The organism is Bradyrhizobium sp. CB1717, assembly GCF_029714325.1.
Classification (GTDB): Bacteria; Pseudomonadota; Alphaproteobacteria; order Rhizobiales; family Xanthobacteraceae; genus Bradyrhizobium.
Genome location: NZ_CP121666.1, coordinates 7,472,513 through 7,499,186, shown reverse-complemented (window position 1 = coordinate 7,499,186; position 26,674 = coordinate 7,472,513). Strand labels below are relative to the sequence as shown.

General features: G+C 57.4%; 24 protein-coding genes and 3 pseudogenes. 19 read left to right on the top strand and 8 right to left on the bottom strand.

Features of this window, described 5'->3' with window-relative positions:
• Nucleotides 1–91: 91 nt before the first annotated feature.
• On the top strand, nt 92–979 hold the full coding sequence (locus QA649_RS35105; protein WP_100233511.1) for a LysR family transcriptional regulator: 888 nt from the start codon (nt 92–94) through the stop codon (nt 977–979).
• Here the strand turns inward: QA649_RS35105 and QA649_RS35100 are convergent.
• Nucleotides 933–1,928 carry a LysR family transcriptional regulator gene (locus QA649_RS35100; protein WP_283021225.1) on the bottom strand — a complete coding sequence of 332 codons (996 nt, stop codon included), beginning with the start codon at nt 1,926–1,928 and terminating at the stop codon, nt 933–935. The two genes, QA649_RS35105 and QA649_RS35100, sit on opposite strands and share 47 nt — an antisense overlap.
• A gap of 77 nt (nt 1,929–2,005) precedes the next feature.
• On the opposite strand from QA649_RS35100, the gene QA649_RS35095 reads away from it, so the two are divergent.
• From QA649_RS35095 to QA649_RS35085, 3 genes and pseudogenes are all read left to right on the top strand, one after another.
• Nucleotides 2,006–2,995 (top strand): nitronate monooxygenase, encoded by a 990-nt coding sequence (locus QA649_RS35095; RefSeq protein WP_283021224.1) that lies wholly within the window; start codon nt 2,006–2,008, stop codon nt 2,993–2,995.
• A 144-nt stretch (nt 2,996–3,139) separates the two neighbouring features.
• Nucleotides 3,140–4,456 (top strand): MFS transporter, encoded by a 1,317-nt coding sequence (locus QA649_RS35090; protein WP_283021223.1) that lies wholly within the window; start codon nt 3,140–3,142, stop codon nt 4,454–4,456.
• A 541-nt stretch (nt 4,457–4,997) separates the two neighbouring features.
• A pseudogene (locus QA649_RS35085) lies at nt 4,998–5,762 on the top strand (phenylacetaldoxime dehydratase family protein).
• On the opposite strand, the gene QA649_RS35080 reads toward QA649_RS35085, so the two are convergent.
• Both QA649_RS35080 and QA649_RS35075 read right to left on the bottom strand, forming a co-directional pair.
• Nucleotides 5,704–6,036: a LysR substrate-binding domain-containing protein gene (locus QA649_RS35080; protein ID WP_245452365.1), complete on the bottom strand. Its 333-nt coding sequence runs from the start codon at nt 6,034–6,036 to the stop codon at nt 5,704–5,706. The pseudogene QA649_RS35085 and the gene QA649_RS35080 sit on opposite strands and share 59 nt — an antisense overlap.
• Nucleotides 6,037–6,408: 372 nt before the next feature.
• Entirely contained in the window at nt 6,409–6,858 is a 450-nt protein-coding gene (locus tag QA649_RS35075) for a hypothetical protein (RefSeq protein WP_283021222.1), read from the bottom strand.
• A gap of 91 nt (nt 6,859–6,949) precedes the next feature.
• Between QA649_RS35075 and QA649_RS35070 the strand changes: the two genes are divergently transcribed.
• The 10 genes from QA649_RS35070 to QA649_RS35025 all read left to right on the top strand — a co-directional run bounded on the left by QA649_RS35070 (nt 6,950) and on the right by QA649_RS35025 (nt 16,630).
• Nucleotides 6,950–7,558 carry a glutathione S-transferase gene (locus QA649_RS35070; RefSeq protein WP_100233515.1) on the top strand — a complete coding sequence of 203 codons (609 nt, stop codon included), beginning with the start codon at nt 6,950–6,952 and terminating at the stop codon, nt 7,556–7,558.
• A 136-nt stretch (nt 7,559–7,694) separates the two neighbouring features.
• Nucleotides 7,695–8,543: a pyridoxamine 5'-phosphate oxidase family protein gene (locus QA649_RS35065; RefSeq protein WP_283021221.1), complete on the top strand. Its 849-nt coding sequence runs from the start codon at nt 7,695–7,697 to the stop codon at nt 8,541–8,543.
• A 69-nt stretch (nt 8,544–8,612) separates the two neighbouring features.
• On the top strand, nt 8,613–9,203 hold the full coding sequence (locus QA649_RS35060) for a maturase (protein WP_283021220.1): 591 nt from the start codon (nt 8,613–8,615) through the stop codon (nt 9,201–9,203).
• Between the two features lie 969 nt (nt 9,204–10,172).
• Nucleotides 10,173–10,277: a pyrroloquinoline quinone precursor peptide PqqA gene (pqqA, locus tag QA649_RS35055; protein WP_283021219.1), complete on the top strand. Its 105-nt coding sequence runs from the start codon at nt 10,173–10,175 to the stop codon at nt 10,275–10,277.
• A gap of 91 nt (nt 10,278–10,368) precedes the next feature.
• The gene (gene amoC / locus QA649_RS35050; RefSeq protein ID WP_100233520.1) at nt 10,369–11,160 is read left to right on the top strand and encodes a bacterial ammonia monooxygenase, subunit AmoC; all 792 of its coding nucleotides are present in this window, start codon (nt 10,369–10,371) and stop codon (nt 11,158–11,160) included.
• Nucleotides 11,161–11,355: 195 nt separating this feature from the next.
• On the top strand, nt 11,356–12,144 hold the full coding sequence (gene amoA, locus QA649_RS35045) for a bacterial ammonia monooxygenase, subunit AmoA (protein WP_283021218.1): 789 nt from the start codon (nt 11,356–11,358) through the stop codon (nt 12,142–12,144).
• Nucleotides 12,145–12,171: 27 nt separating this feature from the next.
• Nucleotides 12,172–13,494, top strand: a complete 1,323-nt coding sequence (gene amoB, locus QA649_RS35040) for a bacterial ammonia monooxygenase, subunit AmoB (RefSeq protein WP_100233522.1) — start codon at nt 12,172–12,174, stop codon at nt 13,492–13,494.
• 95 nt (nt 13,495–13,589) lie between these two features.
• Nucleotides 13,590–14,057: a hypothetical protein gene (locus tag QA649_RS35035; protein WP_283021217.1), complete on the top strand. Its 468-nt coding sequence runs from the start codon at nt 13,590–13,592 to the stop codon at nt 14,055–14,057.
• 44 nt (nt 14,058–14,101) lie between these two features.
• Nucleotides 14,102–14,629 (top strand): copper resistance CopC family protein, encoded by a 528-nt coding sequence (locus QA649_RS35030; protein ID WP_283021216.1) that lies wholly within the window; start codon nt 14,102–14,104, stop codon nt 14,627–14,629.
• Nucleotides 14,630–14,638: 9 nt separating this feature from the next.
• Nucleotides 14,639–16,630, top strand: coding sequence for a c-type cytochrome (locus QA649_RS35025; protein ID WP_283021215.1), 1,992 nt, complete (start codon nt 14,639–14,641; stop codon nt 16,628–16,630).
• A gap of 52 nt (nt 16,631–16,682) precedes the next feature.
• Here the strand turns inward: QA649_RS35025 and QA649_RS35020 are convergent, their stop codons facing one another.
• On the bottom strand, nt 16,683–17,129 hold the full coding sequence (locus QA649_RS35020) for a hypothetical protein (RefSeq protein WP_283021214.1): 447 nt from the start codon (nt 17,127–17,129) through the stop codon (nt 16,683–16,685).
• A gap of 53 nt (nt 17,130–17,182) precedes the next feature.
• On the opposite strand from QA649_RS35020, the pseudogene QA649_RS35015 reads away from it, so the two are divergent.
• A pseudogene (locus QA649_RS35015) lies at nt 17,183–17,413 on the top strand (acetyl-coenzyme A synthetase N-terminal domain-containing protein); the annotation flags it as partial.
• Between the two features lie 237 nt (nt 17,414–17,650).
• Here the strand turns inward: QA649_RS35015 and QA649_RS35010 are convergent.
• From QA649_RS35010 to QA649_RS35000, 3 genes and pseudogenes are all read right to left on the bottom strand, one after another.
• Nucleotides 17,651–18,328: pseudogene (locus QA649_RS35010) on the bottom strand (IS110 family transposase); the annotation flags it as partial.
• Nucleotides 18,329–18,425: 97 nt separating this feature from the next.
• Complete coding sequence (locus QA649_RS35005; RefSeq protein ID WP_100233528.1) at nt 18,426–19,376, bottom strand: class I SAM-dependent methyltransferase; 951 nt, start codon at nt 19,374–19,376, stop codon at nt 18,426–18,428.
• Nucleotides 19,377–19,384: 8 nt separating this feature from the next.
• A complete protein-coding gene (locus QA649_RS35000) occupies nt 19,385–20,734 on the bottom strand; it encodes a radical SAM protein (protein ID WP_283021213.1) in 1,350 nt (449 codons plus the stop codon).
• Between the two features lie 550 nt (nt 20,735–21,284).
• Between QA649_RS35000 and QA649_RS34995 the strand changes: the two genes are divergently transcribed.
• The 4 genes from QA649_RS34995 to QA649_RS34980 all read left to right on the top strand — a co-directional run bounded on the left by QA649_RS34995 (nt 21,285) and on the right by QA649_RS34980 (nt 24,733).
• On the top strand, nt 21,285–21,563 hold the full coding sequence (locus tag QA649_RS34995) for a transposase (RefSeq protein WP_283021212.1): 279 nt from the start codon (nt 21,285–21,287) through the stop codon (nt 21,561–21,563).
• Nucleotides 21,478–21,882: a hypothetical protein gene (locus tag QA649_RS34990; RefSeq protein WP_283026256.1), complete on the top strand. Its 405-nt coding sequence runs from the start codon at nt 21,478–21,480 to the stop codon at nt 21,880–21,882. The genes QA649_RS34995 and QA649_RS34990 overlap by 86 nt, the downstream gene beginning before the upstream one ends.
• A 555-nt stretch (nt 21,883–22,437) precedes the next feature.
• Nucleotides 22,438–22,674, top strand: a complete 237-nt coding sequence (locus tag QA649_RS34985; RefSeq protein ID WP_283021211.1) for a hypothetical protein — start codon at nt 22,438–22,440, stop codon at nt 22,672–22,674.
• The gene (locus tag QA649_RS34980; protein WP_283021210.1) at nt 22,664–24,733 is read left to right on the top strand and encodes a recombinase family protein; all 2,070 of its coding nucleotides are present in this window, start codon (nt 22,664–22,666) and stop codon (nt 24,731–24,733) included. The genes QA649_RS34985 and QA649_RS34980 overlap by 11 nt, the downstream gene beginning before the upstream one ends.
• A 310-nt stretch (nt 24,734–25,043) precedes the next feature.
• On the opposite strand, the gene QA649_RS34975 is transcribed toward QA649_RS34980, so the two are convergent.
• Nucleotides 25,044–25,910 (bottom strand): hypothetical protein, encoded by an 867-nt coding sequence (locus tag QA649_RS34975; RefSeq protein WP_283021209.1) that lies wholly within the window; start codon nt 25,908–25,910, stop codon nt 25,044–25,046.
• Nucleotides 25,911–26,674 lie beyond the last annotated feature (764 nt).

Genomic DNA, 26,674 nt, shown 5'->3' with positions numbered 1-26,674 from the left:
TCCAATGAAGCTTGATCGCACCCGATATGATCGCATAAAAACGCTTATCAACGGCCGGTTTTGCGGCTCCGTTGTGCAGAAAGTGTAGTCAATGGATTGGGAGCGGGTTCGGATATTCCTTGAGGTCGCGCGGGCGGGGCAGATTCTGAAGGCGTCGAAACATCTGCGCTTGAATCATGCCACGGTGGCACGCCAGCTCACGGCATTGGAGCGCAGCCTGAACGCCAAGCTGCTCGAACGTCATACTTCCGGCTGCACGTTGACGGCGGCAGGCGAGGCCCTGCTCGCTGCCGCGGAGCGCGCAGAGAGCGAGTTTCTCAAGGTTGGCTCAAGCATCGGAGGCTCGACCGAGGCAATCACTGGCACTGTACGAGTGGGGGCACCCGACGGGCTCGGCAACTACTTCTTGGCCGATCAGCTTGGCTCGCTTGCGGCGAGAAATCCAGGCCTCATCGTCCAGCTCGTGCCGCTGCCGCGAACTTTCTCCCTGTCGCGGCGCGAGGCAGACATCGCGATCACGCTGGATCGGCCGAAGCAGGGCCGTCTGATGTTGTCAAAGCTGACCGACTACACCCTCAGCGTCTATGCGGCAGCGAGTTACCTCGCGCGCGAGGGGCCCATACGCGATCAAGCCGACCTTGCCGGCCGCCTGTTTGTCACGCATGTCGAGGATTTCGTTTACAGCCGTGCGCTGGACTATGCGTCAGTGCTGGGCCGGCTCATGTCCCGGCGCTACGAATGTGGCAGCGTTGTCGCTCAGATGGAGGCGGTTCGGAGCGGCCACGGTGTCGGCATCCTGCACGACTACGCTGCCGGACGCTATCCGGAGTTGAAGCGCCTGCTGCCTGACGTGCGTTTTGTTCGGAACTACTGGTTGACGTCGCATCCTGACACGCATGAAACCCGTCGCGTTCAGGAGGTCCATCGATTCATCACGACCGCTGTGAAGACCGCGAGATCATCTTTCGAGGCGGACTAGCGGCATTCACCACCGCGGTGGTCGCAGGCATGTCAGCAGACGAGATCGATCCCGCGCATTCGATCAATGCTCGCAATGCGGACGAAACGAATGCATCTTTGCGATGGACGAACAGTGTGGTGGCTCTGCCCGTTCCATTCGGCAGCGGATGAATTCGAATCAGGCCCTGCAGTGCCGCGGGCTCAGCAACCACGTGCGGGACCAACGAAAGGCCGACCGAAGCTGCGACACAGCCGATGATGCCGTCGAGCGTTCCCATTTCCATCCAGCGCAGGTCCACGAAACCGCGGTGGGCGAGATATTCCGACAAGCGTTGCCGATAGGAGCAACCCGCACGGAAAACAATCACTTTGCGGCCGCTTCCGGTTGCGAGAAACTTGTTGATCTGCTCGGGGGACGTAACCATCGGCGGCGTGACAAGGACCAGCTCCTCTTCCACGATCGGCTTGCTGGCCAATTCGCCATGCGTCACCGGCGCGGAGACAAAGGCGCCATCGAGCTTCCGCGACAATACGGCGTCCACAAGACTTGCCGTTGGTCCCGTTTCGATCTGAACGTCGACATCCGGATAGGCAATTGCGTAATGCGTCAGCAAGGGCGGCAAGCGCAAGGCCGCCGTCGTTTCCATCGACCCGATCCGCAATTCGCCACTGGGAGAGGCCTCGTCCTTTACCGCGCGCTGCGCTTCCGCCAAGAGTTCGCTGATCCGCTTGGCATAGGGAAGCAGCCTGTTTCCCATTGAGGTGAGCGTCACCCCCTTCTTGGACCGGTGAAAGAGCTGGACGCCAAGCTGAGCCTCCAGAGCCCGAATTCGTTGTGTGACATTGGACTGCACTGTGTGGAGATCGTTCGCAGCCCGGCCGATTCCACCAGCCATCGCCACGGCGGCAAAGAAATTGAGGTCGGTGCTATCCATGGGGTCATCTGCAATAATGATGGTATCGATCAAAAATAATCACTTTTCCGTTGTCAATGGTCAATCTAGCCTTCCCGCATCGAAGGGCAGATCGCCTGAGGGGAGGGACTATGGCTATCAAGACGAGACTGACCGAATTCTTCGGACTTGAGCATCCGATCGTGCTCGCGCCGATGGATCCAGCCTCCGGTGGTGAACTCGCGTCGGCTGTGTCCGCAGCCGGGGCGCTAGGCTTGCTCGGTGGGGGGTACGCAAACAGGGCTTGGTTCGAAGAGCAATCCGCCAAGGTTAGCCGCCCCGACGTCGGTTGTGGTTTCATCAGTTGGGCGCTAGCGAGCGATCCGGGTCTGCTCGACCTTGCTCTGCAACGGCATAGCAGAGCACTCATGTTGTCGTTCTCCGATCCCGCGCCTTATGCGCCGAAAGTGAAGCAGGCGGGCATTCCGCTGATCTGCCAGGTGCACACCCTCGAACACGTCAAGCGGGCAATCGACGTAGGTGCCGACGTCATAGTCGCGCAAGGCACCGAGGCGGGCGGGCACGGGCTGACGGCACGCTCCACGATGCCGTTCGTTCCGGCGGCTGCTGATCTGATCTCACGGCGAGCGCCCCGGGTTCTCTTGCTTGCCGCCGGAGGCATTGCGGACGGCCGCGGCCTCGCCGCGGCGCTCATGCTCGGCGCCGACGGTGTATTGATGGGAACGCGTTTCTGGGCCGCGCAGGAATCTGTGATCCACCGCAATGCTAAGGAAAAAGTGGTCACCGCCTCGGGCGATGAAACAATCCGCACTCGTGTCTACGATGTCGTTCGCAAGAAGGCTTGGCCTACCGAATATACCGGCCGTCTGATGAAAAACGGCTTTATCGAGAAGTGGCACGGTCGCGAAGATGAGCTGCGCACTCTCCAGGAAGCGGAGTTGCAACGTGTCGAGCAAGCCTGGACGTCGGGCGACTACGACACGGCCAACGTCACTATCGGAGAGGGCATCGGCCTCATTAACGACATCCCAACTGCCGGCGACCTCGTGAAGCGCATTTCGGCGGAAGCGAGCGCCTGCCTTTCGCGCTACGCTGCTGCGCGGAGTTCGATCGCGGCCTGAGCGACTTCCCTCACCTTCTATATATTGCCGGGCGAAAACGAGCGCGTGCGCCACGGCGCCCGCGATTGAGAGAACGCGTGCCCTAGAGATCGAAAGAGAGATGTTGATGAGCGAACCGAGATTGGATGCCCGGGCTCCGGGAATATGGACATCGTACTTGCCTCAAGTGCAGGTACGATTATCGAGTGGTACGATTTTTATCTGTACGGCAGCCTCGCCGTATTTTTTTCGACACTCTTTTATCCGGCCAATGATCCGACCGCGGCGGTCCTGATCAGCGTTGCGACCTTTGCTACTGGATTCGTTATTCGTCCCTTTGGCGCTATCGTCTTTGGCAGTCTCGGCGACCGGCTAGGACGGAAACACACGTTCCTGCTCACCCTGATCCTGATGGGCATTTCGACCACCATGGTCGGATTTCTGCCGACATACTCAAGCATCGGATTTGCAGCTCCCGTCGCGCTTGTGCTGCTGCGCCTGGTCCAAGGGTTGGCCATTGGTGGAGAGTACGGCGGCGCCGCCGTTTACGTGGCGGAACATGCTCCGGAGAACCGTCGCGGCTTCTTCACAAGTTTCATACAAACCACCGCGACCGTCGGTTTCTTTGTAGCCATCCTCGTCGTGCTTGCGTGTCGCTTGTCCCTCGGCGAAGAGGCATTTCGCGCGTGGGGATGGCGCATTCCGTTCCTGTTGTCGGCCGTTCTCGTCTTGCTCTCGATCTATCTCCGCCTGAAGCTTAGTGAGTCGCCCGTCTTCGAGCAGATGCGTCAAGCCGGAAAAGTCTCACGTGCGCCCGTGCGAGAAAGCTTCGGCAGTGGGCAGGGACTGCGATATGCCTTGTATGCCCTATTCGGTGCAACGGCCGGACTTGGTTGCGTATGGTACACGGGGCAATTCTACGCGCTGTATTTTCTACAGAGCGTTCTGAAGGTGGACTTTCTCACGGCGAACATTTGTGTCGCTGTGGCGCTGGCCATCGGAACGCCTTTGATCGTGGTAAGTGGCGCCCTTTCTGATCGCATCGGGCGTCGGCCTCTAATCGTAACGGGACTACTGCTCGCGGCTGCTCTGTATGTGCCGATCTACATGGGAATGGCAGCGGCGACAGCGGTTCAAAACTATGTTGCAGTGACGGCCCTCATCTTGGCCCAGCTCATCTTCGTCGCACTGGTCTATGGGCCGAACGCCGCTTTCCTCGTCGAGCTTTTTCCGGCGCGGTTGCGGTATACTTCCCTGTCTCTTCCCTATCACATCGGGACGGGCATATTTGGCGGCTTCGTCCCGCTAATCAGCCTCTCGCTTGTCAGCTACACGGGCAACATCTATTCGGGTTTAATCTATCCAATAGCGGTCTCGGTTTTGACGGCGATTGTCAATGTGTTTTGCCTGCCGAAGGCTGCGCCAGCCGCGGCGTCAGGCGAGCGCGAGGCAGAACCTACGGCGGAGCGGCAGCTTGCGTGAGAAACGTAGGCCGCCTGATCCAAGTGCTCTTTGCGCGAATACTCGTCTGAACCTAGCTATCGCTGTGATACACTGTCGGCCTGGAAGTTCCGATGACGCGCCCACCATTGTCGTTCCTGCAATGCGTTTCTCCCTAGACTTGTCGCTAGATGTTCTGCGACCCCGCTGCTCGTAGCAGCGGGGCGTTTCTCGAAGGGCAGATCGCATCCTAAGCATGGACATCTTAAAGCGCAGACCCACGACGGAGCGTCATATGAATTTTCGGGCTTTGGACCGGATCAACCCGCTACGCAAACCAAGGGGGGGCGAGCCTGTAGTGCAACGTTGGTCCGTCGGTTTTCCGCGCAAATTCGGTTCATTGTGTGTGGCATTTCACGGCGTTCAGGGCACAGACGCGGAGACAGTCCACAATTCTGGCTTTATTCCTTGGCTGTCGGAGGCAATCCACCTGCCCAGCGGACCGGACGTGGTCGATCACGCCTGGTTTGTTGACCAGAACGGCCTCTACACGCATGTGGTAGCGACCTATTGGGTCGAATAGATGCGTCGGGGTAGCTGGCTTGATGATGCTCACGTTGCGAATTGGTGGAACAATCCAGCGAGAAATTCGGAGCGCACCGGCTACTTTCAAGAAAGTTTGACGATTCCGATCGAGCGCCTCGAGACGCTGTATTGGGAAGACTATCAGGTTGGCCTCAGTCGTTCCAAGGACGTTGCGCTCTATCCTACGCCGTATTGTGGATATTACGGTGCAATGCGTGACCGCATTCCTCTAGCTGCAGTCGATCCGCTGGCGTCGGCGCTCAATGAGCTTCAACCCGCAACTCGACGTTAGACAAGGTTTCATCGCTGGCGTATTGCCGCTCCACAGAATCTCGCAGTCATACGCTCTGGCGCGTTTTGGGGACGCTGTGATCCAGAGCAAACCGAGGACTACATGCGTGACCTGCGTGCGCCTCTTGAGCAAGGAATGGAGTTTCTGCGCGAAAGCCCCGAGGCGACTGGCTGCTGCTCGTCACGCTTCCAACAAACTTGCGATGCAGCCGGCGCACCCGAGCTTGAGACCCATGCGCTCGGATATTTCCTGTCGCTCAACCACATGGAAGAGCGGGCTGAACATCATCCTTCGCATGGAGCCATTTTCTGTGCAGCGATGGCCAGATACCGCAGATTCGGCAAGAAAAACCAGCTGCGAACCTGGCACGAAGTCTTCGTATTGCCAGCGCAAGATCAGGCTTTCGAGTACGTCAACTGTGCGCCGGGTACCGGCTTGGTGAACTATTTTGAAGGGCACCGACTATCATAGCGGCCCGCTTCGATTCCGGCTTAGATCCGAGCAGGTCGAACAAAGCCTTCATGGCGCTCGACACATAGGCGTCATGACGACGGACGAACACCGTTTCTACCATTGCGCGGGAAGGGGGAAGCTTATGCACGGCAACTTGGCCGTTCTTAAGAGCGGGAGCAATGACGCCCCTTGGCAGCAGAGTGACGCCAACGCCGGCGGAGACGCAACTGACGATCGCATCGAGAGATCCGAACTCGAGAGGCTGGGCCACTGCAATGCCCATTTCGGCCAAAGCGGCCTCCAGCTTTTGACGATATGAGCAGCCGATCTGGAAGACGATCGTTTTTAGATCATTGATCGTTCCCTAAGCACGAAGGCTGCATGAGCATCGTCGATACGCGAGACGATGCCGCTCCGTCGGGTCGATGGCCGCATCACGCACGGTAATCATCGGAACATGAGAGGCCCGACCGGGTCCGCTGGATTGGTCTCCAGCGGGGGACAGCGGCAAGGCACTGCCAGAGCCGTTGTTCGAGCTGAGGTCGGGAGTCGGACTGGTCCATACTACCTGTGAAGTCGTCGAAGGTAACGAGACGCATGGAGGGAAGGGACCAGCCCGAGGCGAGCCTGCGCGAGGAGGCCAGGGTCCGGACACAGAGCCGGGTTACCTTCTCTCCCGTGGGCGGCTGGCCAACTGCAGAATGACCAGCTTCTCGGTACGCTCGAAACCAAGACCAGTGTCGAACGCAGCTACGCAAGACCGCGGATGAAGATGCACGACCTGATAGCGGTCACGGGCCGGCACGTGCAGCGTCTCAACCAGCACTTCATGAGTGAGGTCCAGCAACTTCCGGAGCTCACCATCGCTCCATCCCTCGATCAGATCTGCCACGTGAAAACGCGCAATACCGGTTGCAACTTTTTCATCAGGTGACGCATTCGAAATTCCGATGATCATGATCACGGCTTCAGATGACGCGAACTCTCCACGGTTTAAATCTCCGAGGCAGAGCCGACGAAGGCATGCTGCAGGCACCAGCGATCGCCCAATTCGCCGAGCACGCTGGCGGAAAAAGGTGAAAAAATGTGCGCCAAGATAGACGCGCACCATCATTGCGATTTTTGCAACAATATGTTGCCGGGCGGCGGCATTCCCGGCTAATCCGATCAGAACTACTAGGAAGCCAAAACAGGAGAAGAGTTCGATGAACCAGCAAATTCGGCTCTACGGTGGCAAGTTGTCGGGTCACAGCCATCGTGTGGAGTTGTTTCTCAGGCTTCTCGATTTGCCGTTCGAGTTTGCCGCTACGCCGCCACCTGATCGCAAGACGCCGACGTTTCTGGCGATGAACGCATTCGGCGAGATTCCAGTCATCGACGACAATGGCATCATCATCGCTGACTCGAATGCGATTCTTGTCTATCTCGCCACTCGCTACGACGCGTCCAGGACCTGGCTTCCTGTGGAGGCCGTTGAACTCGCGCAGGTTCAGCGATGGCTCTCCGTCGCTGCCGGCCCCCTCGCCTTCGGACCAGCAACCGCTCGCCTCGGCGCCGTGTTCGGACGATCGATCGATCGTGAGCGGTCAAGCGAGATCGCGGATCGGCTCTTCAAGGTGATGAACGAGCATCTGGCACAGAGAGAGTTCGTCGCCACCGACGTGCCGACAGTTGCTGACGTCGCATGCTACAGTTACACGCGCGCCGCACCGGAAGGTGGCGTGGCGCTGCAGCCTTACCCGAACATCGTTCGATGGCTCGAGCGTATCGAAGCATTGCCAAGATTCGAGCCAATGCCGCCCGCACCTCGATAGATGCCTTCTGGAGCGGTAAATCATGATATCGGAACGCGGTTCGTCTCCGTTTCACCCAGGTGAGCTCGAGGTCCAGCACCGGGCGGGTGTCGGCGAAGGCATCCGGAGGCGTGCGCAGGTGGCAATAAGAAAGGAGATGCCCGAACAGCACCGGGATTTTTTCGCTAACTTGGGCTACGTCTTTGTTGGATCCGCTGATCGGGACGGCTTGCCGAGCGCATCGGTTTTGACCGGGCCGACAGGCTTCTTGTCGTCGCCAGACCCGGGGCGCCTGCTGGTCAGGGCTTGCCCCTCTAAGGACGATCCCTTGAGCGATAATCTAGTAGTTGGCGCCCACTTGGGGTTGCTAGGTCTAGACCTGACGAACCGACGGCGAAATCGACTCAACGGACGAGTTGCAAGCGCGGACGCTGAGGGATTTGAGGTGCATGTGCATCAAAGCTTTGGCAATTGTCCGAAATACATTCAGGTTCGCCAAAACATAACCTCGGATCAGTTTTCGTCTCATCAAAGGCCGAGAGTCGAATTCAAGCAGCTCGACGAGGCGCTTAAGCGGGTCATTCAAAACGCGGACACGTTTTTCGTGGCATCCTGCATTCGCACGCAGAATGGGGAGCCAGACACCTATGACTGCGATATATCTCATCGTGGGGGCCGACCCGGTTTCGTACTGGTCGGCGATCGCGAGATCACTGTTCCAGACTTTTCTGGCAACCTCTATTACAACACGCTAGGCAACTTTTCAGTTCATCCATATGCCGCTCTGCTCATCATCGATTTTCTGACCGGCGAATTGGTACACATTCGCGGGCGCGTTGAAATTCTTTGGAGCGACCCTCGTGTTGCCTCGTATTCCGGTGCCCAATGGGCTTGGCGCGTATATATCGAGGATGGATACTTCGCGCCGAGCGCCTCCATTCGATCTGGCCCTGAAGTCGAGTTCTCGCCGTTTACGAGCACGACAGGGCTTTGGCGAAATGAGTAGGCTCAGCTAGACCATCGCATCAGTCGCCCAACACTCAAAATCGGCCCCATGTCAGAACGGAGAACTCCCTTGTATGTGCCTCCCGCGTTCAGAGACGATGACGCGGACGACTTCGTCATGGGATTCGAGAGCAAGGCCGATGCGCAGGAAATGCTCTTGGCTCTCAAGGTGCGGCTGGCCAGCTTCGGCCTGACGCTCCATGAGAACAAGATCGAGTTTGGCCGGTTCGCGGCCCTCTCGCGTCAGCGGCGGGGCGAGCGGCGGCCAGAGACCTTCGCCTTCCTCGGCTTTACCCACTACTGCGGGCGGACACGAGATGGCCGGTTCATCGTGAAGCACAAGACGGAAGCGAAACGCCTGACGCGCAAGCTGACGGCGTTGCGCCAGGAGGCCTGGCGGCTCATGCATGCGCCACTGGCCACGCAGTACGAGTGGTTCGCCGCCGTTCTGCGCGGGCACTATGGCTACTATGGCAGGCCGCACAACTATCCAGCGCTCAACGGCTTCTACCGCGAAGTGCGTCGAACCTGGCTGCGTTGTCTGAGACGGCGCAGCCAGAAAAGTCGGCGCATAAGCTGGCCGGAGTTCGAGACCCTGACGGCACGCTTCCGCCTGCCAACTCCACGCATCACTCGCACATGGGCGCAGGCGCGGATATGACGCGGGTTACCCTCGGGAAGAGCCGGGTGCGGGAAAGCCGCCTGCCCGGATCTGTGAGGGCAAAGCCAAATGGCCGAGCTACTCGACCACGATCCCTGCGCCCACCGGCTCTCGCGTACTTAGAACTCGAGATTGCGCCCCCAGTGTGATCGTGAAGCTTGTGGGGTAACGGTCGAAGACATGAATTAGACTGTACAACCTGACCCCACGCAGGCCTTAAGCTCTTTCAGGTGCCGGTCATGGCGAGGCTGATTGAGGTATGTGCACGCGTCGAGCCTCAAGTTAATGATCCTCTGCGGATTCCGACGAAAGAAGCGCGAGGCGGACCCGCTTTCTCGACACTTGCACATACCTCAATCAGCCTCGCCACAGCCGTCAAGGCTTGATTCGTACGTGGCGTGAGGTTGTAACCTGAGACCGAGCGCGCGGCCAATTCCCAAATTGAAGCCGGAGCTGGACGGGTTGTTTGAGATGAAAGCGGACGTCTTGCGTCTATACGGGCCAGGTTCAAACCCGACGTGCCGCACCGCTCTTTCAAAGGAGGATGCGGGTAATGAGCGAACAGAGAGAAGGGGGAGGACTGTCGTTCTTTGGCTTTGTTGCGGTCGTCGACCTGAGCGAACGGCTTAGCTCCGGGTCAGCTATGAAGAGTTACCTCATCTAGGGAGAGTGATGTGGAGTCCAACTATAACGAATGGTTCAATACGGACGCTTGGATGCATCAATACGCTGCTTTGCAAGAGCAGCAGCGGGCGAGGCAAGAGTCGGATCATATTCCTGCGGATCGTCGGATTATCGCGCCAATCTCATCAGGGTGACGGCACAGCGCGCGGTGGCAGGGATGGCGTGATCATGGGTTTCTTTTTCGCCGAGCACTTGCAGCGCACTCGGTGAGTTCTCCCCCACTGCGAGGACCTCGTGTCCTCGCGACCTTTTGCGCCGCATTCATCTAGCCAGGAGCAAATCGATATGAGCTGGAAAGCCCCAAAAATCGTCGAATTACCGGTCGGTCTCGAAATCAACATGTATGCGTGCGCCGTTCGCAAGGAGGTTACCAGAAAGCTGGGAGCTTGAAGACAGATCCTATCCTTGCGGTCAACGATCGGAGTGAGCACTACCCTCGCAAACGACACCACACCTTAGGCAATCTCAAGGAGGAGACAAGATGTCGATCACGATGACTCATAACGCCAAGTCTGCCGCTGAGGACCGTACTCAGCCGTTGGCGAATTTCAAACTTGCAGCAGGAGTCACTCTGGCGGTGCTAGCGCTGATGGTGTTCTGGCGCATCTTTCAGCAGGTCTATGCTTGGAGTGCCGGCCTGGATTCGACTGAGCCCGCGTTCGATGTCGCCTGGATGACGTTGCTGAAGGTTGAGCTTAGCGTCATCCCTTTGCTCTGGGTGGTGACCTGGGCGTATCTATGGTTCACGCGAGACCGCAATCTTGGCGCGCTCAAACCGCGGGAAGAGCTCCGGCGTTACTTCAATCTGGTCCTGTTCATCTTCATCTATGCCCTTTGCGTCTGGTTCGCTACCAGCTTCTTTGCCGAGCAGGACGCCTCATGGCATCAGGTTGTGGTCCGGGATACAAGCTTCACGCCGAGTCACATCGTGCTGTTCTACGGCACCATGCCACTCTACGTCCTGTTTGGCGTGGGATCATTTCTGTACGCGATGACGAGGCTGCCGAAGTTCGCAACGCAGATCTCAATTCCATTCGTGCTCGCGGTTGTAGGTCCGTTTCTAATATTGCCGAACTTGGGCTACAACGAGTGGGGCCATGCCTTCTTCCTGATGGAAGAGGTGTTCTCCTATCCCTTGCACTGGGGCTTCGTCGTGATGGGCTGGAGTGTGCTGGCCTTGGGTGGGCTCCTGATCCAGATCGCGATGCACATGCTTGAAGTGATCGGGCGGCTTTCCCAAGAGGACGAAGTTTCGGTCGCCACCCAGCGCTGAAACCGCTTATGAACCATTGATCGCTGACAGCCCGGCATGTGCAAAGCATGCCGTCTTGTAATCATGTCGGGCGTCGGTTTCCAGGAAGGTCGATCTCAACTCGGCAAAAGCAATTAGGAGGAAGCCATGCAAGGAGGAACGTCTGTGAGACTGTATGGGCTCGAATGGCCTAAAGAGTCAGCAAGAATCTCAAGAGTGTTAGACCTTCTCGTCGCCGCCATCCTTTTTCTGGCCGTCTCCGGCGCATTCCACCTACATTACATGCTGACCGCAGGGGACTGGGATATGTGGATCGATTGGAAAGACAGACAGTGGTGGGTCACTTTGTCTCCAATTATGGCCATAACATTCCCTGCAGCTTTGCAGTATGTGTTTTGGACGAAATTTAGACTTCCAATCGCCGCTACATTTGCGGTCGTTTGTCTCCTGTTCGGTCAGTGGATAAATCGATATTTCGGTTTCCACCTTTGGTCGTACTTTCCGATGAGCGAGGTCATTCCAGCGCTGCTGATACCTGGCGCACTAGTCCTCGATGTCGCTCTTTTGCTGACCGGGAATTTTTTGTTCACGGCCATGTCCGGCGCCTTTGCATTCGCACTGCTTTTCTACCCGACTAACTGGTTTTGGCTGGCGCCATATCGGCTACCCGTAGAAGTGATGGGGCAGCTTGTTTCCGTGGGCGATTACATCAGCTATGCCTTCACCCGCACCGCCCTGCCTGAGTATATCCGGCTGATAGAGCGGGGCACGCTTCGAACTTTTGGTGGCCACTCAGCCATTATCGCGTCCTTTTTCTCGGCGTTCGTATCCATACTGATGTATTTGGCGTGGTGGCATATCGGAATGCTCCTCGCTCGTGTGGTAACGACGCCAAACACCCTGAAAAATTTTATGGGGCTCACCGATAAGGATGAGCCAGCTGAGGCAGCCCAAAAAGCCATAGACGGCACCGGCCTGCAAGGGCGCTTCGTCGCAGCCGAATGATCCTGCTGGGACTGTGGAGGACTCCAAATGAGAACATTCTGTTTCCGCAAAAGCTCACGCTTGCTTGTAATCTTATCGGCAGCGGCGGCGATCATGCAGATCGGAATACTGACCTTCGTCCCAGATGCTGCTCTGGCGCATGGTGAGCGCAATCAGGAGCCGTTTCTGCGGATGCGAACGGCTCATTTTTACGATGTGAACTGGAGCACGAACGAAATTCCCGTGAACGGTGAAATCGTTGTCACCGGCAAGTTCCGACTCTTCCCGATCTGGCCAGTCAACCTACCCCTTCCCGAAGCGGCCTTTCTGGGAAACGGGACGCCGGGCCCGGTGCTAGCCCGAACCGAGAGCTACATTAATGGCGTCCCAGCAATTCAGTCCACCAAACTGGAGTTGAACCGGGACTATGAATTCAAAACAGTGCTCAAAGGACGAGTGCCAGGCCACCATCACGTCCATCCGATGATCAACGTGATGGGAGCCGGGCCGCTGCTCGGACCGGGAAACTGGCTGACGGTGACGGGGAACGAAAGCGACTTCAAGCTTCCAATCAAAACTCTCAGTGGCGAGACTATCGACAATCTCGAAACCTGGGGCCTTGGCAGGGTGTTCTTCTGGCATGGCTTGTGGGTTGCGATCGCCATCGTGTGGCTTGTCTGGTGGTTGCGCCGGCCGCTCCTGCTGCCTCGTTTTCGCGCGTTGACGGAAAAAGGCGGCGATCGATCTCAGCTCGTTACCAGCACCGATCGCCTATTTGGGGCCGGTTTGCTCGTGGCGACGATTCTCATCGTATTCTTCGGCTTTCAGGCGACCGACATCGCTTATCCAAGGACCGTGCCGCTGCAGGGGTCCCGCGCAACCGTCGAGCCCCTACCGGAAGTGCCTGAGCAGGTCAAAGTTGTGGTCAACAAGTCAAACTATGACGTCCCTGGCCGCTCGCTTCGTATGAACGTGACACTGACGAACAATGGGAGCACGTCAGCACAGCTTGGCGAGTTCTTAACTTCCAATCAGCGCTTCATCAACCATGAGGTTAGCCAGGCAATGGCGGCGGTGGATCCGAATTACCCCAAGGAATTGCTTCCTCCGAATGGGCTTAAGGTGAGCGACAGCCGACCGCTCAAGCCGGGTGAAACGAAGACAGTCGATATCGAAGCGGCCGACGCGGCATGGGAGACGGAGCGCTTGAGTAGCCTGATCAACGATCCGGACAACACGTTGGGAGGACTGTTGTTCTTCTATGACGAGCACGGCAAACGGACAATCTCAAACGTCAGCGGCCCCATGGTCCCTGTATTCACCGATCCCGACAACCGCACGGCTGAGAATCCGAAAGGAGGTCCGGGTTGAACATCGTAAAAGCCGCAGTGCTTGGAATTCCATCTTTGCTCCTCATCCTAGACTGCGGTGGGGCGCGGCCAGCGATTGCACACGGGGGAGTATCGATGGAGAAAGACGTGTGCAAGCTTCGCGCTGGGCCCCATATGATGCATTTTACCGGATACCAGCCGGCCAAGCAGGGGAATCAGGAATTTTGCGAGGACATTCCGGAAATCGGCCGCACGGTCATCGTCTTGGATGCCGTCGGCGATGTGCTACGTGATCTGCCCATCGAGGTGCGGTTGTTGCGAGACGCCGGCAACGACGTAGACAGCGAGGCCGTCCTTCGAATCCCGCCAAAACAATATCCGACAGGCTCACTATCGTTTCAGTACACGTTCCCCGAATCCGGGCGCTTTGTGGGCCTCGTGATAGTCGGCGACGGACCGAAATACGTATCGAGATTTCCGTTTTCGGTTGGTTACGGCAACGGGATTTGGGTCCGATATAGGGACAGTTTCGCAATCGTTCTAGGAACGCTGGCAGCCGGGGCCGCCCTGTTTTGGTACTCCACGTTGCGCAAGGAAAGCTAGGCTAGCACTTTGTCGGCCGCTGTCCGGCAATAAGGGTCACACTCATGTCTCACGAAAAACACGGAAACAAGAGCGATTATATCCGAGTAGCGACGGGGCCGTCACTCGATCATGCTGGCACGCCAAACTTGACCGCCGGCACCGGCAGAGCGCGAACTAGGCTGATTCAAGGGACGGTAAAAGAACTCTCGTCCGCAAGCAGGCGTCCGGTATCAGCGCTTGGCATCACGTTGCTGTGCGTTGGCCTCGTGTGCCTGCCGACGGCCGCCTCTGCACATGCCGCTCTCGTGAAGTCCGATCCCGCGAGCCGGGCAGTGTTAGCTCATTCGCCGCAGCAGATCGAACTGTGCTTCAACGAACGCATAGAGCTCAAGTTTTCGAAAGTGGAGCTCAAGAACGCCAATGGTCAGTCGCTAACGCTCGGCGATTTGAAAGCAGGCAATGATCCGAAGTGCATGGTAACGGCAGTATCTGACATGAGACCGGGGAGCTATTCGGTTCATTACCGCGTGCTCTCGCAAGACGGGCATGTGGTGGACTACGGCTATCAGTTCACCGTCGAGGAACGTTAGGCATGCGGAATGACGGTATTGTTTCCAGCTCTGTGTAAGGCCATCGCTGACATTGCGCTTGCATGGGTCATAGGCGGAGTACTCTTTCTGTTGCTGGCAGCGCCGTCTTCCGATCCATTACTTGCCGCTTGGCAAAGACGAGTGCAGGTGAGCTTTCTCTGGGCGGCCGGCATTCACCTCTTCGCTACCGCTGGGTTATTTATCGCTCAAGTCGCGATTGCGACAGATATGGCACTATCGGAGATAGTCGCGGCCGGCCAGACGCTGGAAAGCTTCGGATTTGACACACATTACGGTCGGATCACGCTTGCAAGGTTAGCGCTCTCTCTTCTTTTGCTGCTGCCGACAGCGATCCTAATTCGCGGCTGGTCGAGGGAGCAGCAACGTTTAGCTTCAATCGTGACAGCCTGGACAGCAGCACTGATCGCTCTGATTGGTCCACTTGCTGGACACGCCGCCGGGGAAGACGACAGCCGTTGGCTCGTTCCGACCTATCAACTTCACGTGCTCGCGGTTTCGGCTTGGCTTGGGGCCTTACCGGCTTGGATCTGGCTGGTGGCTTCGGTCGCTGTCACCCCCACGGAGACTCGGCGCGTCTATGTCGCAGCGACGCTGCGACGTTTCTCCCAACTAGCAATCGGTTTCGTGATCGCCGTCGTCGCATCAGGTTTGGTGCTCGCGTTTAGCTCCGCTAGTTCGGCTGGCGAGTGGCTTGGCACGACCTACGGTCAACTAATTATAGCGAAGCTTGCTCTATTTGCATGCATCCTGTTGGTGGCCAATCGGATTCGCACGCGCTTCCTACCCGTCATGGAAACCGTAGGAGCAAAACCCGCGGCTTTTCTTGCAGGAGCTGGATGGGCAGCAACTGAATTCTTTTGCGGTGTTCTGATCGTCGGCTGCGCAGCCGCGCTCTCAACAGTCATACCAGCACGACATGATCAGCCCATCTGGCGGCTGCCGTTTCGCTTTTCGATCGAAGCCACGTGGCCGGCGTGGCCGACGCCCGTTATCGCGGCGGGCGCCTTCTCACTAGCACTATTGTCACTATTCTGGGGCCTACTCGTTTGTTTGAGAAAGCCGCAAAAGGCAAAAGCAGTTGCAGCAGGCGCCGCCGCCGTTATTTCGGTCGCAGGCGGTCTGTGGCAGATATCCGTGCAAGCCTATCCCGATACTTACCGCCGCCCGTCGGTTGCCTATTCGACGATATCAATAACCAATGGAAAGCATCTATTTGCCCAGAATTGTGCGGCTTGCCACGGCAGCGGAGGGCTTGGCGATGGTCCGGCGGCATCGACCCTTCCCAAGCCGCCCGCGAATTTGAGCGAACCGCATACTGTGCTGCACACGGCCGGCGACATGTTTTGGTGGCTTAGCCATGGAATTCCAAAAAGCGGCATGCCCGGATTTGCTGATGTATTGGACGAACAGGCCCGTTGGGATGTGATCAACTTCCTGCGGACGTTTTCAGAGGGATTTCAGGCGCGCATCCTGTCGCCTGAAATCGTACCCGATCATCCGTGGCTGGGGGCTCCAAACTTTTTCTTAGAGGACGAGAATGGGGCGGAGAGGGAGCTGAAGGACTTCCGTGAGCAAAGCAATGTGCTGCTCGTGTTTCCCGAAAAGTCCGACGCAATGCGCGTTGAACAGCTACGCCTTGAGCAGAAAAGATTCCGGAAAGAACGATTGTGGGCGATTATCGTGTCGCCGGACGCAACGCTGGCGGCGGGCGTCCCAAATGTCCGGCATGGAGCACAAGAGGTTAGAGAAAGTTACGATCTGCTCTCCCGGAGCACTACAAATCGTGGAGATCCCAAGCGTTTGGAAATGGGAAGACATTCCATGGAATTCCTAATCGACAGGTTCGGATACATCCGTGCGCGCTGGTTGCAAGCGGAGGACGAATGTGGTTGGCAAAATTCCGACGAGCTGATCTCGCAGGTCCGAGTTCTCAATAGAGAGTCCAAAATTCTCCCGCCACCCGCGCAACATGTGCACTGAATTAGTGGAAATCTTTCAGGGCTCGCAAACAAAGGAGGAAAGCATGCAAATATCATCCCGTCCCAACCGGTGTGGCGATCGATTCGAACAGTTCATTTGGTGCATGATTCTTGTGGCTGGCGCTCTGGTCGCGGCTCCAGCCCACGCACAACACCATGAGCCGGGCATGCACCATATGCACGGGTCTGACGGTGCGCCTGTTGCGAGATCGGGAAATACCGGCGAGCTGCCCGCATTGAAGATCCTCCTGCCGCAATCGGGTAATACCATCGGCGAGCGTGTTGCTTTCGTTTTCCAAGCCGACGATAACATCGCAGAAATGACCATGAGCTCCGCCAATGCGAGCGTTCATCTGCATGTTGCGATGGACGAAACCGAGCTCATGCCAATGGCAGACCAGCTGATCCAGCTTGGTGATGGCCGCTATCTCTATGTTTTTGATCTCCCTGCCAAGCCTGGTCGGCACACAATAAGACTCTATTGGGCGGATCCGCAGCATCACACAATCTCCGAGACGGTACAGACCCTCAACGTGGTTGTGAAGGAATCGAAATGAGCAAGCCGTCAATCATTGGGGGCTTAGGTGTGAGCCATTATCAGGAAAGTCTTGCGCGTGCGCTAGCTGATCCGGAGGGATTGTGGGCGGAAGCTGCGAAAGAGGTTGATTGGATCGAGTGGCCGAGAAAGATCTTCGATCCATCAATGGGCATCTACGGCCGTTGGTGCGCTGGCGGAGCGGTCAACACTTGCTACAACACGCTCGATCGCCATGTCGCACATGGCAGCTGCGCGGCGGCCGGATCACGCGGTTCTTCGCCGCGCAGTTCCTCGGCGGCTTCAATGGGCGCCTCCTGCAATGCGGCGCGTGACGAGCGCCGCTGATCTGACGTGAGTTGCGGCGTATCCCTCCGCCAAAGCTTTCAATTACCCACAAATGCTTGATTCGATGGCGGTAGTCCTGATCGAAAAATCTTGAATCGGATGAATCGCTTGTGATTCATTGTCGGGCACCTGAAACGCGATTGGCCCGACGCCCGGCGCACTCATCAGGCGGCGACAATGTGCATCTTGCTCCGCGATCTCGTTGATCTCCTTGGTGACTAACGCGACGCGACGGTCGAGATAGCGCCAGTCCTCGGCCAAGTCCTGGATGAGCCGAACCACCCGAGGTGACAGGCTTTCCGAAGGCACCGAGAGGATTTGGGGGAGCGCCAATCGGAGTGCTGCCGCTCCCTGCCGCACTGGTAGCCCTCGCTCAAGCAAAAAGCCCCGGATTTGATTGATGACCGCCGTTCTCTGCGTCACCAATCGACTGCGAACTCTGTGGAGTGCCTGCAAATTGAGCTGTTCGGCCGACTTCACTGGGACGAACCGCATTGTCGGCCGCTGAACGGCCTCGGCGATCGCTTCAGCATCCCGAAAATCATTCTTGTGACCTTTGAGGTATGGCTTGACGTACTGTGCCGGCAAGAGCCGGACTTGATGGCCAAATTTCTCGAGCTTGCGCCCTAGATGATGTGCGCCTGCACACGCCTCCATTCCGATCAGACAACGCGGAACATTGGCCAGCGACTGGTCAAGCTGATTTCTCGACCGCTTCTTGCGTAGCGTGATTGCGCCTGTGGCATCGAGACCAACGACATGGAATGTGTTCTTCCCGAGATCGATACCGATCGTGACAATGTTCGTATTCGACATGGCTTGCGCTCCTGCTGCTGCCCCGCCGGGCTCCACGTTGCCGCTGAGAGCGGGCGTGGTCCATGCCATTAACTCATGAGAACTTTCTCGTCGGAGCTCACGCTTCTCGAATGCTCAAGCGCTTCGGGGGCGTGAAATATCGATATTTTCCGGTGAGCGTACCGTTAACGAACTGAAGACCGTGATCGCCATAGATGATATCCTCGCGCAAGTAGCCGTCGGCTATGGCCTCTTGATTGTTGCCACCGACTGTCTTGCGGCTAGTCGCGACCCCATGGCGGGCTGACGGCGAGCCGAATATTTCAATTATGGATTCGCGTGGTGTGCCCAGTTTCAAGGCATCAAATTGTTTGGCAGGAATCATTCCGGATGCCTCGATGGACTCAGCTCTCATTGGTGGGAGGTCTTCAGATCCAATTGGCCTACGAGCCACAACTTTCTCGATGCAGTGCGAATGTATTGGAATGCCAGGATGCGAGTCCCATTTAATGTAATGATCAGACCGTAGAATCTCCCAGTCTGCTTCCGCATAGATGGCCTCCAGCTCTCCACGCGAGAACGACTTCTTGTGACCGGACACCAAACTCTCCTTCGAAATAGGATGGTCTGGTTGATCGAGAGTATTGGTGAAGCAATGAAATCCTCCCGGCCGAGTCCTATCGATGAAGGCCGTGACGAGCGGTTTCCAGACGCTCCGTTCCGTGAAATGCAATACGGAATGCGCTATAAGGACGTCGAGGTAAGCAGGCGGCCGGAAATCTTCAACGCGAACAACTCCGCTCGTAATGTTCACGCCAAGATCGCCTGCGAGCCGGTTCAGCTTGGAGATAGCGGCTTCAGAGATGTCAGTCGCGATCACCTGATGATCAAAATGGGCCAGATAGAGAGCATTGCGCCCCTCGCCGCAACCCAGCTCGACAACCACGCTCTTCGCGCGGAGAGCTGGCGCGATCTCGAAGATTTCGGGGCTAGGACCACCCATAGACGAAACGTTGTGGTCGGCGTAGCCCGAATCCCACCAACAAGGTGAATTCGCCACCTCTTTCATACTGAACCTCACGCCGCCTGATATTGCTCCTCAAGGCTAACCATCGTGTCGGAGTAAAACATCCGAGCTATAATGCTTGAATATTTGAACCCCTTTTGAGTAAGCTGACAAACATCATCATCTGCCAAATTGACGAGTTGCAAAGACTCGAGCGCCTTGAGTTCTTCACCAAAATCATCTGCTAGTGCTCGTCCGGATATGGCAGCGTACTTCTTTCTGCTTAAAGCTGACAATGTGAGGCCAAGCAGCGCGTAACGACGCGCAACGTCTTCCGACGTCAGTTTAATTCCGTGTGATGCTATCGCCCCAGAATCGAACGGTCGATCCGAGAATGCGCTGATGATGCGCGAAGCCGCGCGCCCGTCTACGGCATAATCAGTGCTATAGTGATATTGGCCGAGGTAGCTTCTAGCACCAGCTCCTAATCCTAGCAGGGGTGTCCCCTCGAAGTCCGACATCTCCTGCCGGTAGGCATGGTCGCCAGTCATCCTCGTGAAACGTGTGAAGGATTCTTGACGGTAGCCTTTGGACGCCATCAGAGCAACGTTCTGATCGTAGACTTCATACTTTTCCGCTTCAGAGAAAAATAACTCAGGATCGCACATTTTCGAGGTAATGACGTTCGTCATCGGACGAATAACAACGGGATAGAGAGAAATTGTCTGCGGCTCATAGTCGAGCATGCGGCCAAGCGAAAGGATCCAAGAGTTGAGGGTTTGGCCACGCAGGCCGTAAATCAGATCAAGATTGACGTGAGAAAAGCGCTTGATGAGGGCTTCGATTGCCGCTTTTGCGATCTCGATCGAATATGGCCGACCACAGTGCGCAAGCTCGCCGGGCTCCATACTTTGGATGCCCATGCTCATTCTGTTGACGCCAAGTGCCTGCAAGCAATCCATAAGGTTGTTGTCGAAAGAGTCCGGTGCGCCCTCGACCGTAATCTCGCATCGCCGGCTTCGTTTTGGAAATGCAGTATCGAGGGCGGCGAATATCTCGCTAAATTGATGCTTCGTTAGCAGCGTCGGAGTGCCGCCGCCGAAATAGATACTGACAACCTCTTGATCTCCAAAGTACTCTCCATAACGAGCGATGTGCTCTACCAACCGACCAACATAAGACTCCTGGGTTCCGTGCCTATTGCGCGTTGTAAGGAGAGTGCAATAGGTGCAGCGGTAACGACAGAACGGAATGTGGACATAGATGTTGATTTGCTTTGAGCGATTAACCTGCTCAATAACATCAGCGATGCGGAGTGGTTGCCGGAAAGCCCTGTACGCGCGCTTCGAAGGATAGCCATAAACATATGTTGGCAGCTCCTTCTTCTCTATCTTCGTCCGAAGAAATTCCAGACGATCCATGACTTAACCCCTCGGTCGTCGTGCGTGACCCGGAGGTCATGGACTCCGCTCGGCCGCTCTTGCCGCCGCGCAAAGAGGGACACTCAAGAGTCGTGCCAAGCCCGCGAAGTGTCCCAGAGAAGGTCGTTCTGCGTTCTATTCAATGGCTTAACTGCGAGCGCGGGACAGCACGTCGCGCGAACATCACTGTCTCAGGAGCGACAAACCCGACAACAGGGGCAACGTACCTAAGCCCAGTATGTCCTTTGGCGCCAGCATAGCGGCGCCACCGGTCTCCGTCACAGTCGAGCCGCCGTCGCGTATGAAGGCGCGGCGGCTCGACATCGGAGAGCGCAGATGCCGTAGGTTCTTTACGTGGGGCTCGACGTTCACAAAGCCAGCATTTCGGTGACTGTGGCGGAGGATGGACGGAACAGGACAGTGGGTTTCATCGGCTTTCAATTACCCATAACTTTGACCACTCGGGCTGATCCGCTGATCGGCGAAATCTTGAATCGAAAGAATTACTTGTGATTCCTTGCTGAGCACCTGAGTCGCGAAGGGGTGCTCTATGGGGCTGACATTAAGGGATCGATCGGCAAAAGGCTGTCTGCGGTCCTTGGAAGGCGATTGTTGGATTGATCGAGAGAGTAGTGGATGCGAGTTTAGGGACGCGCGGCTCGGCGACAGATTCCGCAAACTGCTCACGCAGATTGGAAGCGCCATGGGACAAAGCATTCCGCTCGTCTGCCAGGATTGGGCGAATGCCAAGGCAGCCTACCGCTTCTTCTCCAATGACCGGGTCAGTCGAAGCGGACATTCTGGCCGGTCATTTCCAATCGACACGTGATCGTGCCGCCGCCGCTGAAGGTCTCGCTCTTGTGCTGCACGATACAACCGAGTTCAGCTATCAACGCGAGAAGTCAGAAGCGATCGGCATCACCAAGAGCATAAACAGTGGACGGGATAAGGCAGGTCGCCTCAGATCGAACACGGTTTGCGGCATCCTGATGCATTCCAGCCTCGCGGTGACAATCGAGGGGGCGCCGCTGGGGTTGGCGGCCGTTAAGTTCTGGACCCGGAAGAAATTCAAGGGACGGCAGCGCTTAAAAAGAAGATCAATCCTGAAGTGGACCCCGGGAGCAGGACCACTGACGCCGCCTTCTTAGTTGGAAGTCTCGCCGCTCCGATTTTCTGATATCAGGCCGCGAGGGCCTCTGTCTGCGTCTGTTGTTGAGGTTGTGGGCATGTGGGCAACGCCTCTTCGGCGTTGTCCACCATGTCCACAGCCTTTGCCGTAGCGCCGGCGCGCCAGACCGCCATCGGGGTGCGATAGCCGTGTGCCTAGTGCGGGCGCTCCTCGTTGTACAACAAGGCTTGAGAACGCCCACGGGACCGTATGCCGTGAGGTTCTGTACCGGTTTCACCCTTGGGCAGGCCGCGAGGTTTTCGTCCATGCTGTGATCGACAAGGCGGACGGCGTTGTTTTCCGCTGCACGCTGGATGGATCGGAGACGCAGCGTTTTCTGAAGATCCCATCCTGGATGTTCGACCGCGCCATGTGCTCGGGGTTGCAGCCTAACGGCAGAGCCCTTTGTCAGCCTGGGCGCTCAACGCGTTGTCGTCGCTTCTCGATTCAGTGGTCAAGAGCGCGGCTTCATCATTGAATGAACTGCTTTCCGGTGCATGCGGAGTGTCTCACGACCAGAATCGGGGAGAGGCTCATGGCAAGCAGGACGGCGATATCAGCGAAGCCGGTTCGGCGCAACCGGCGGTTCGGCATGCATCAGATGGACCTGTTCGCGGGTGGCATCGCGCACGGCGCCGTTGGGGTTCCAGAGTGGCGGGAGCTGCCGAAGGAGGCGCAGGATGCGCTGGTGAACCTGATGACGCAGCTGGTGCTGGACCATGCGCGGCTGAGCGCGACGCGCGCGAAGAGGGAAGACGGTCATGATCAGTGACAAGGTCCGCCCTCACCACCTTGAGCGCAAGGCGATCCTCTATGTGCGCCAGTCCTCCGCCCATCAGGTGCTGCACAATCGTGAGAGCAGCGCGTTGCAATACGCGATGCGCGACCGATTGACGGCGCTGGGGTGGTCCAAGATCGAGGTGATCGACGATGATCTTGGACTTTCCGCTGCCGGCAGCGTCCAACGCGCGGGCTTTGAGCGGATGCTGGCCGAAGTCTGCCTCGACAAGGTCGGCGCAGTCTGTGCGCGGGAGGTCTCGCGCTTCGCGCGCAATAGCCGGGATTGGCAACAGCTGATCGAGATGTGTCGCGTCGTCGACACGGTGCTGGTTGACCAGGAAGCTGTCTATGCTCCGCGGCATGGCAACGACCGACTGCTTCTCGGGCTGAAGGGGAGCCTCAACGAGTATGAGCTGGACCTTTTGCGACAACGCTCGCTCTCGGCACGCTACGAGAGGGCCCGCCGCGGCGAACTGGTTGTGTCGACGCGAGTCGGTTTTGTGAAGGTCGGTGATCGCTACGAGAAGGATCCGGACCGACGTGCGCAGGAGGCCATTACGCTCGTCTTCGACAAGATCGAGGAACTCGGGACCGCGCGGCAGGCGCTGCTATGGTTCCATGAGCACGGCCTCGACCTACCGGTGAAGCAGCCGAACGGCCACACAGCCTGGCGGCGGCCCAGCTACGCGACCCTCCGCAGGATGGTCGAGAACCCGGTCTACGGCGGAGCCTACGCCTATGGTAGAACAGCTGTAGCGACGGGGTACGGCGTCCATGGCGCAGGCGCAAAGATCCGCCGGAAGGCGCGCGCGGAGTGGCTCGCCCTCAAGCCGGACGCCCACGAAGGCTATGTGAACTGGGAGAGGTTCGAAGCGATCCGTACAATGGTCTCCAGTAACGTGCCCACGAGCCGGCATCATGGCGCGCCCAAGCATGGCGAGGCGCTGCTCGCTGGGCTCATCCGCTGCCGGCGTTGTGGCCGCAAGCTGACGCTGCGCTACAGCGGTATGAACAATCACATCCCACGTTACAGCTGCTCGCGCGGCTGGATGGACAACGGCGAACCGCGCTGCATCGCGTTCGGTGGCTTGCGCGTCGATGACGCGATCGAAGAGGCACTGCTCGGCGTTGTCGACCCCGGCGCCGTCGCGGCGGCTACGGCCGCCGCAGCCCAGGCCACACATCAGAGGGATCAAGTTCGCGAAGCGCTCGGCCGTGATCGCGAAGCGGCCCGTTACGCCTCCGATCGCGCCTTCCGGCAATATGACGCCGCTGATCCGGCAAACCGCCTGGTTGCCGCAGAGCTTGAGGCGCGCTGGAATCGCTCGCTTGCCCGCGTCGCGGAGGTAGAGAGCAAGATTGCCGCACATGACGCGGCGACCGCACCGACAGCGATCGATCCAAAGCTGCTCAGCGTTCTGGCCTCAAACCTCAAGTCAGTCTGGTCAGGGCCGACCATCGATGCGCGGCTGAAGAAGCGCATCGTCCGTACGCTGATACACGAGGTCGTTGCCGATATCGATGACGAAGCGTCCGAGATCGTTCTCGTCGTGCATTGGGCAGGCGGCGCTCACAGCGAGATGCGGCTATCGAAGCGTCGACGTGGGCAGCGTTACAGCACCTCCGACGACATCATCGCAGCCATCCGGCAACTGGTGCTGATCGCCAGCGACGACCTGATTGCGGGCCTGCTCAACCGCAACGGCCTTAAGACGGGCAACGGCAACCGTTGGACCCGCGAGCGCGTCACAACCACGCGATCTTATCATCGGATACCCGTCTTCCGGCGGGCCGAGGATAGCGTCGAGCCATGGCTCAATCTCTCCGACGCCGCCAGGCTTCCCAAGGTCGCATCCAAGACGCTGCGCTTGGCCGCAGAAGCTGGTCAGATCGAAGCCGTCCACCCTCTACCAGATGGGCCATGGATCTTCGCGCGCGCGGCCTTGACCACGGATGCCGCCACATCCATCACCGAACGTGCGCGGCAGAACCCAAGATACCCCGCAGGATCGCATCCCAATCAGCAAAGTCTCTTCTCTTCAACAACATAGACAAATGGGTGTTCTGATGCACGGTTGTACAACGAGGAACGGCCCCACGGGGCGATCGGCAATCGGCCGCCGATTTTGCTGCAAAAACACGTCGGCGCTACCAGCCCGCCAACGTGATCAGAGGCGCAAAACTCTAATTCCAGCTGGGTCCAAAGTTCGGTCTCGCTACAAAAAAAACCGAGACTCTAACTGCCGCTGGATGAAAAGCAATGGCAGGTCACTCCTTCGTCAGGCTAATCGCTGTCGCTCAGGGATGCTGCTCATGCACCCTTGAAGCAAGACTCAACTTTCAGGAAAAGTGGGGACTACGCTAGGCCAATGCCACGGCTATCCTTCGAGTGCCGGGTAGCGATGTCCAATTGTTCACCGCATGCGCCCAAGTTAGGTTGTTCAGAATAACAAGGTCCCCTGGTTTTAGCTTGAGAATAATCTCGTCACAAAAAAGTTTCTCGTAATCGGCGCCTGAACACCAGCTCCGTCCTGCATTAACGGGGTCCAGTTGGTGCAACTCAAAACCGTCCGGCGGGAGCTTGAGAAGTTCGCGCTCCTGCAACATCCGAACGAAAAAGTGAAGACAGCTTTGGTCAACACTACCAATGTTATCCCAAAGGACATTCACATCGCGCCCTAGAAGAAGGGAAAAGCTTCTTTTCGGTCTTGCCATAACAATCGCCAGCAAAAGGCCCGGGATCTCGGATTTAACTTCGGCTACTATTTGGTCATCTGGTACCAAATAGTCATCCGACGAGCTCAGACGATAAAGTGCTTTTGCACGAGTGATCATGCCCCGAGACAATGGTTTTGATCCAGGCAATATTTTTGTGGTTTTTTCTCGTAAAAGTCCCCATGCCTCACTTGTGTCGTCGATGTTCAATAGGATTGTTTCTCCTCCGTCTTTACTATTCTCGAAACAATAAAAGCACGACAACTGCATATTAGATATTCTATCTCCTTCGGAATGCGGGGTGACAAGCTGATAATCATCTCGGGAATTAACGCTCATGAAGTATTTGTTGATCCGCCGTCGGTGACCAAGAAAATCGGAAAAGCCGGCCTCCAGCTCTAGCTTTTTTTGCAATCCCAGTTCACCGGCAATTTGATGTACGAGGCCGTCCGCCTCGCTCGGTGAGGCATTACGAATCAAAATGACACAGTCTCGACTGAGTGCCTCGATCACGCAAGTCACGTCCAAGCCGCTGCACCCAAGGGCCAACAGTATGCGCCGATGTGAGAGATCAGGAGTCAGTTGTGGTTGCGACATTCGCCGTGGACTCGTTCTTCGTCGCTTTCGTCGCCTCACGAGCAAGGGCCGTGCCACAGACGTCAGCGGGCATTAAGCGAAAACGCTACTTAGTGCCGAGCCCCGGCCAATCTACGAAAACGCGATGCGTGGCGAACTTTGTAACATCGAGCGGAATCCCTGCCGCAGGACCCTCTCTCACTCGACGAGCAGACCACCTGGAGAAAGCAGCGGCGAGCATTTTGGCTCGCAAAGGCAATTCGGGCAAGGGACGGGCGCCCGATCTTGAGTGGTCGTCGCTGTTGACGGCGCGTGCTGTTGTGTTGAGCTCTGTTCGGTTCAAGGCGTTAATGTCCCAAGCCCGACGGCAACCGGCGAGAAGCGAATTGTTTTCTTCAGAATGAGCTCGCAGAAGGTTATTGGCGCGTCCGTTACTTAACGTGAGCGCCAAGGAGAGTCTGCTGTACGCGCGGTGATGACCGCGGCTGTTGCAGAGCTTCCGACGACTTTGCGGACCGCCCATGCGGTGATCGTCGCCAATGACGTCCGTATTGTTGTGCTGAGCTGTGTCTGGTTCAGGACGTCGATGTCCCAAGTCCGACGGCGGCATTTCGAGCGAGGCGCGTTGTTTCTTCAGGAAACGCTCGCAGTACCTCATTGGTATGTCGATTGCTTGAGATGCGGGGTGATCCGTTACGGGC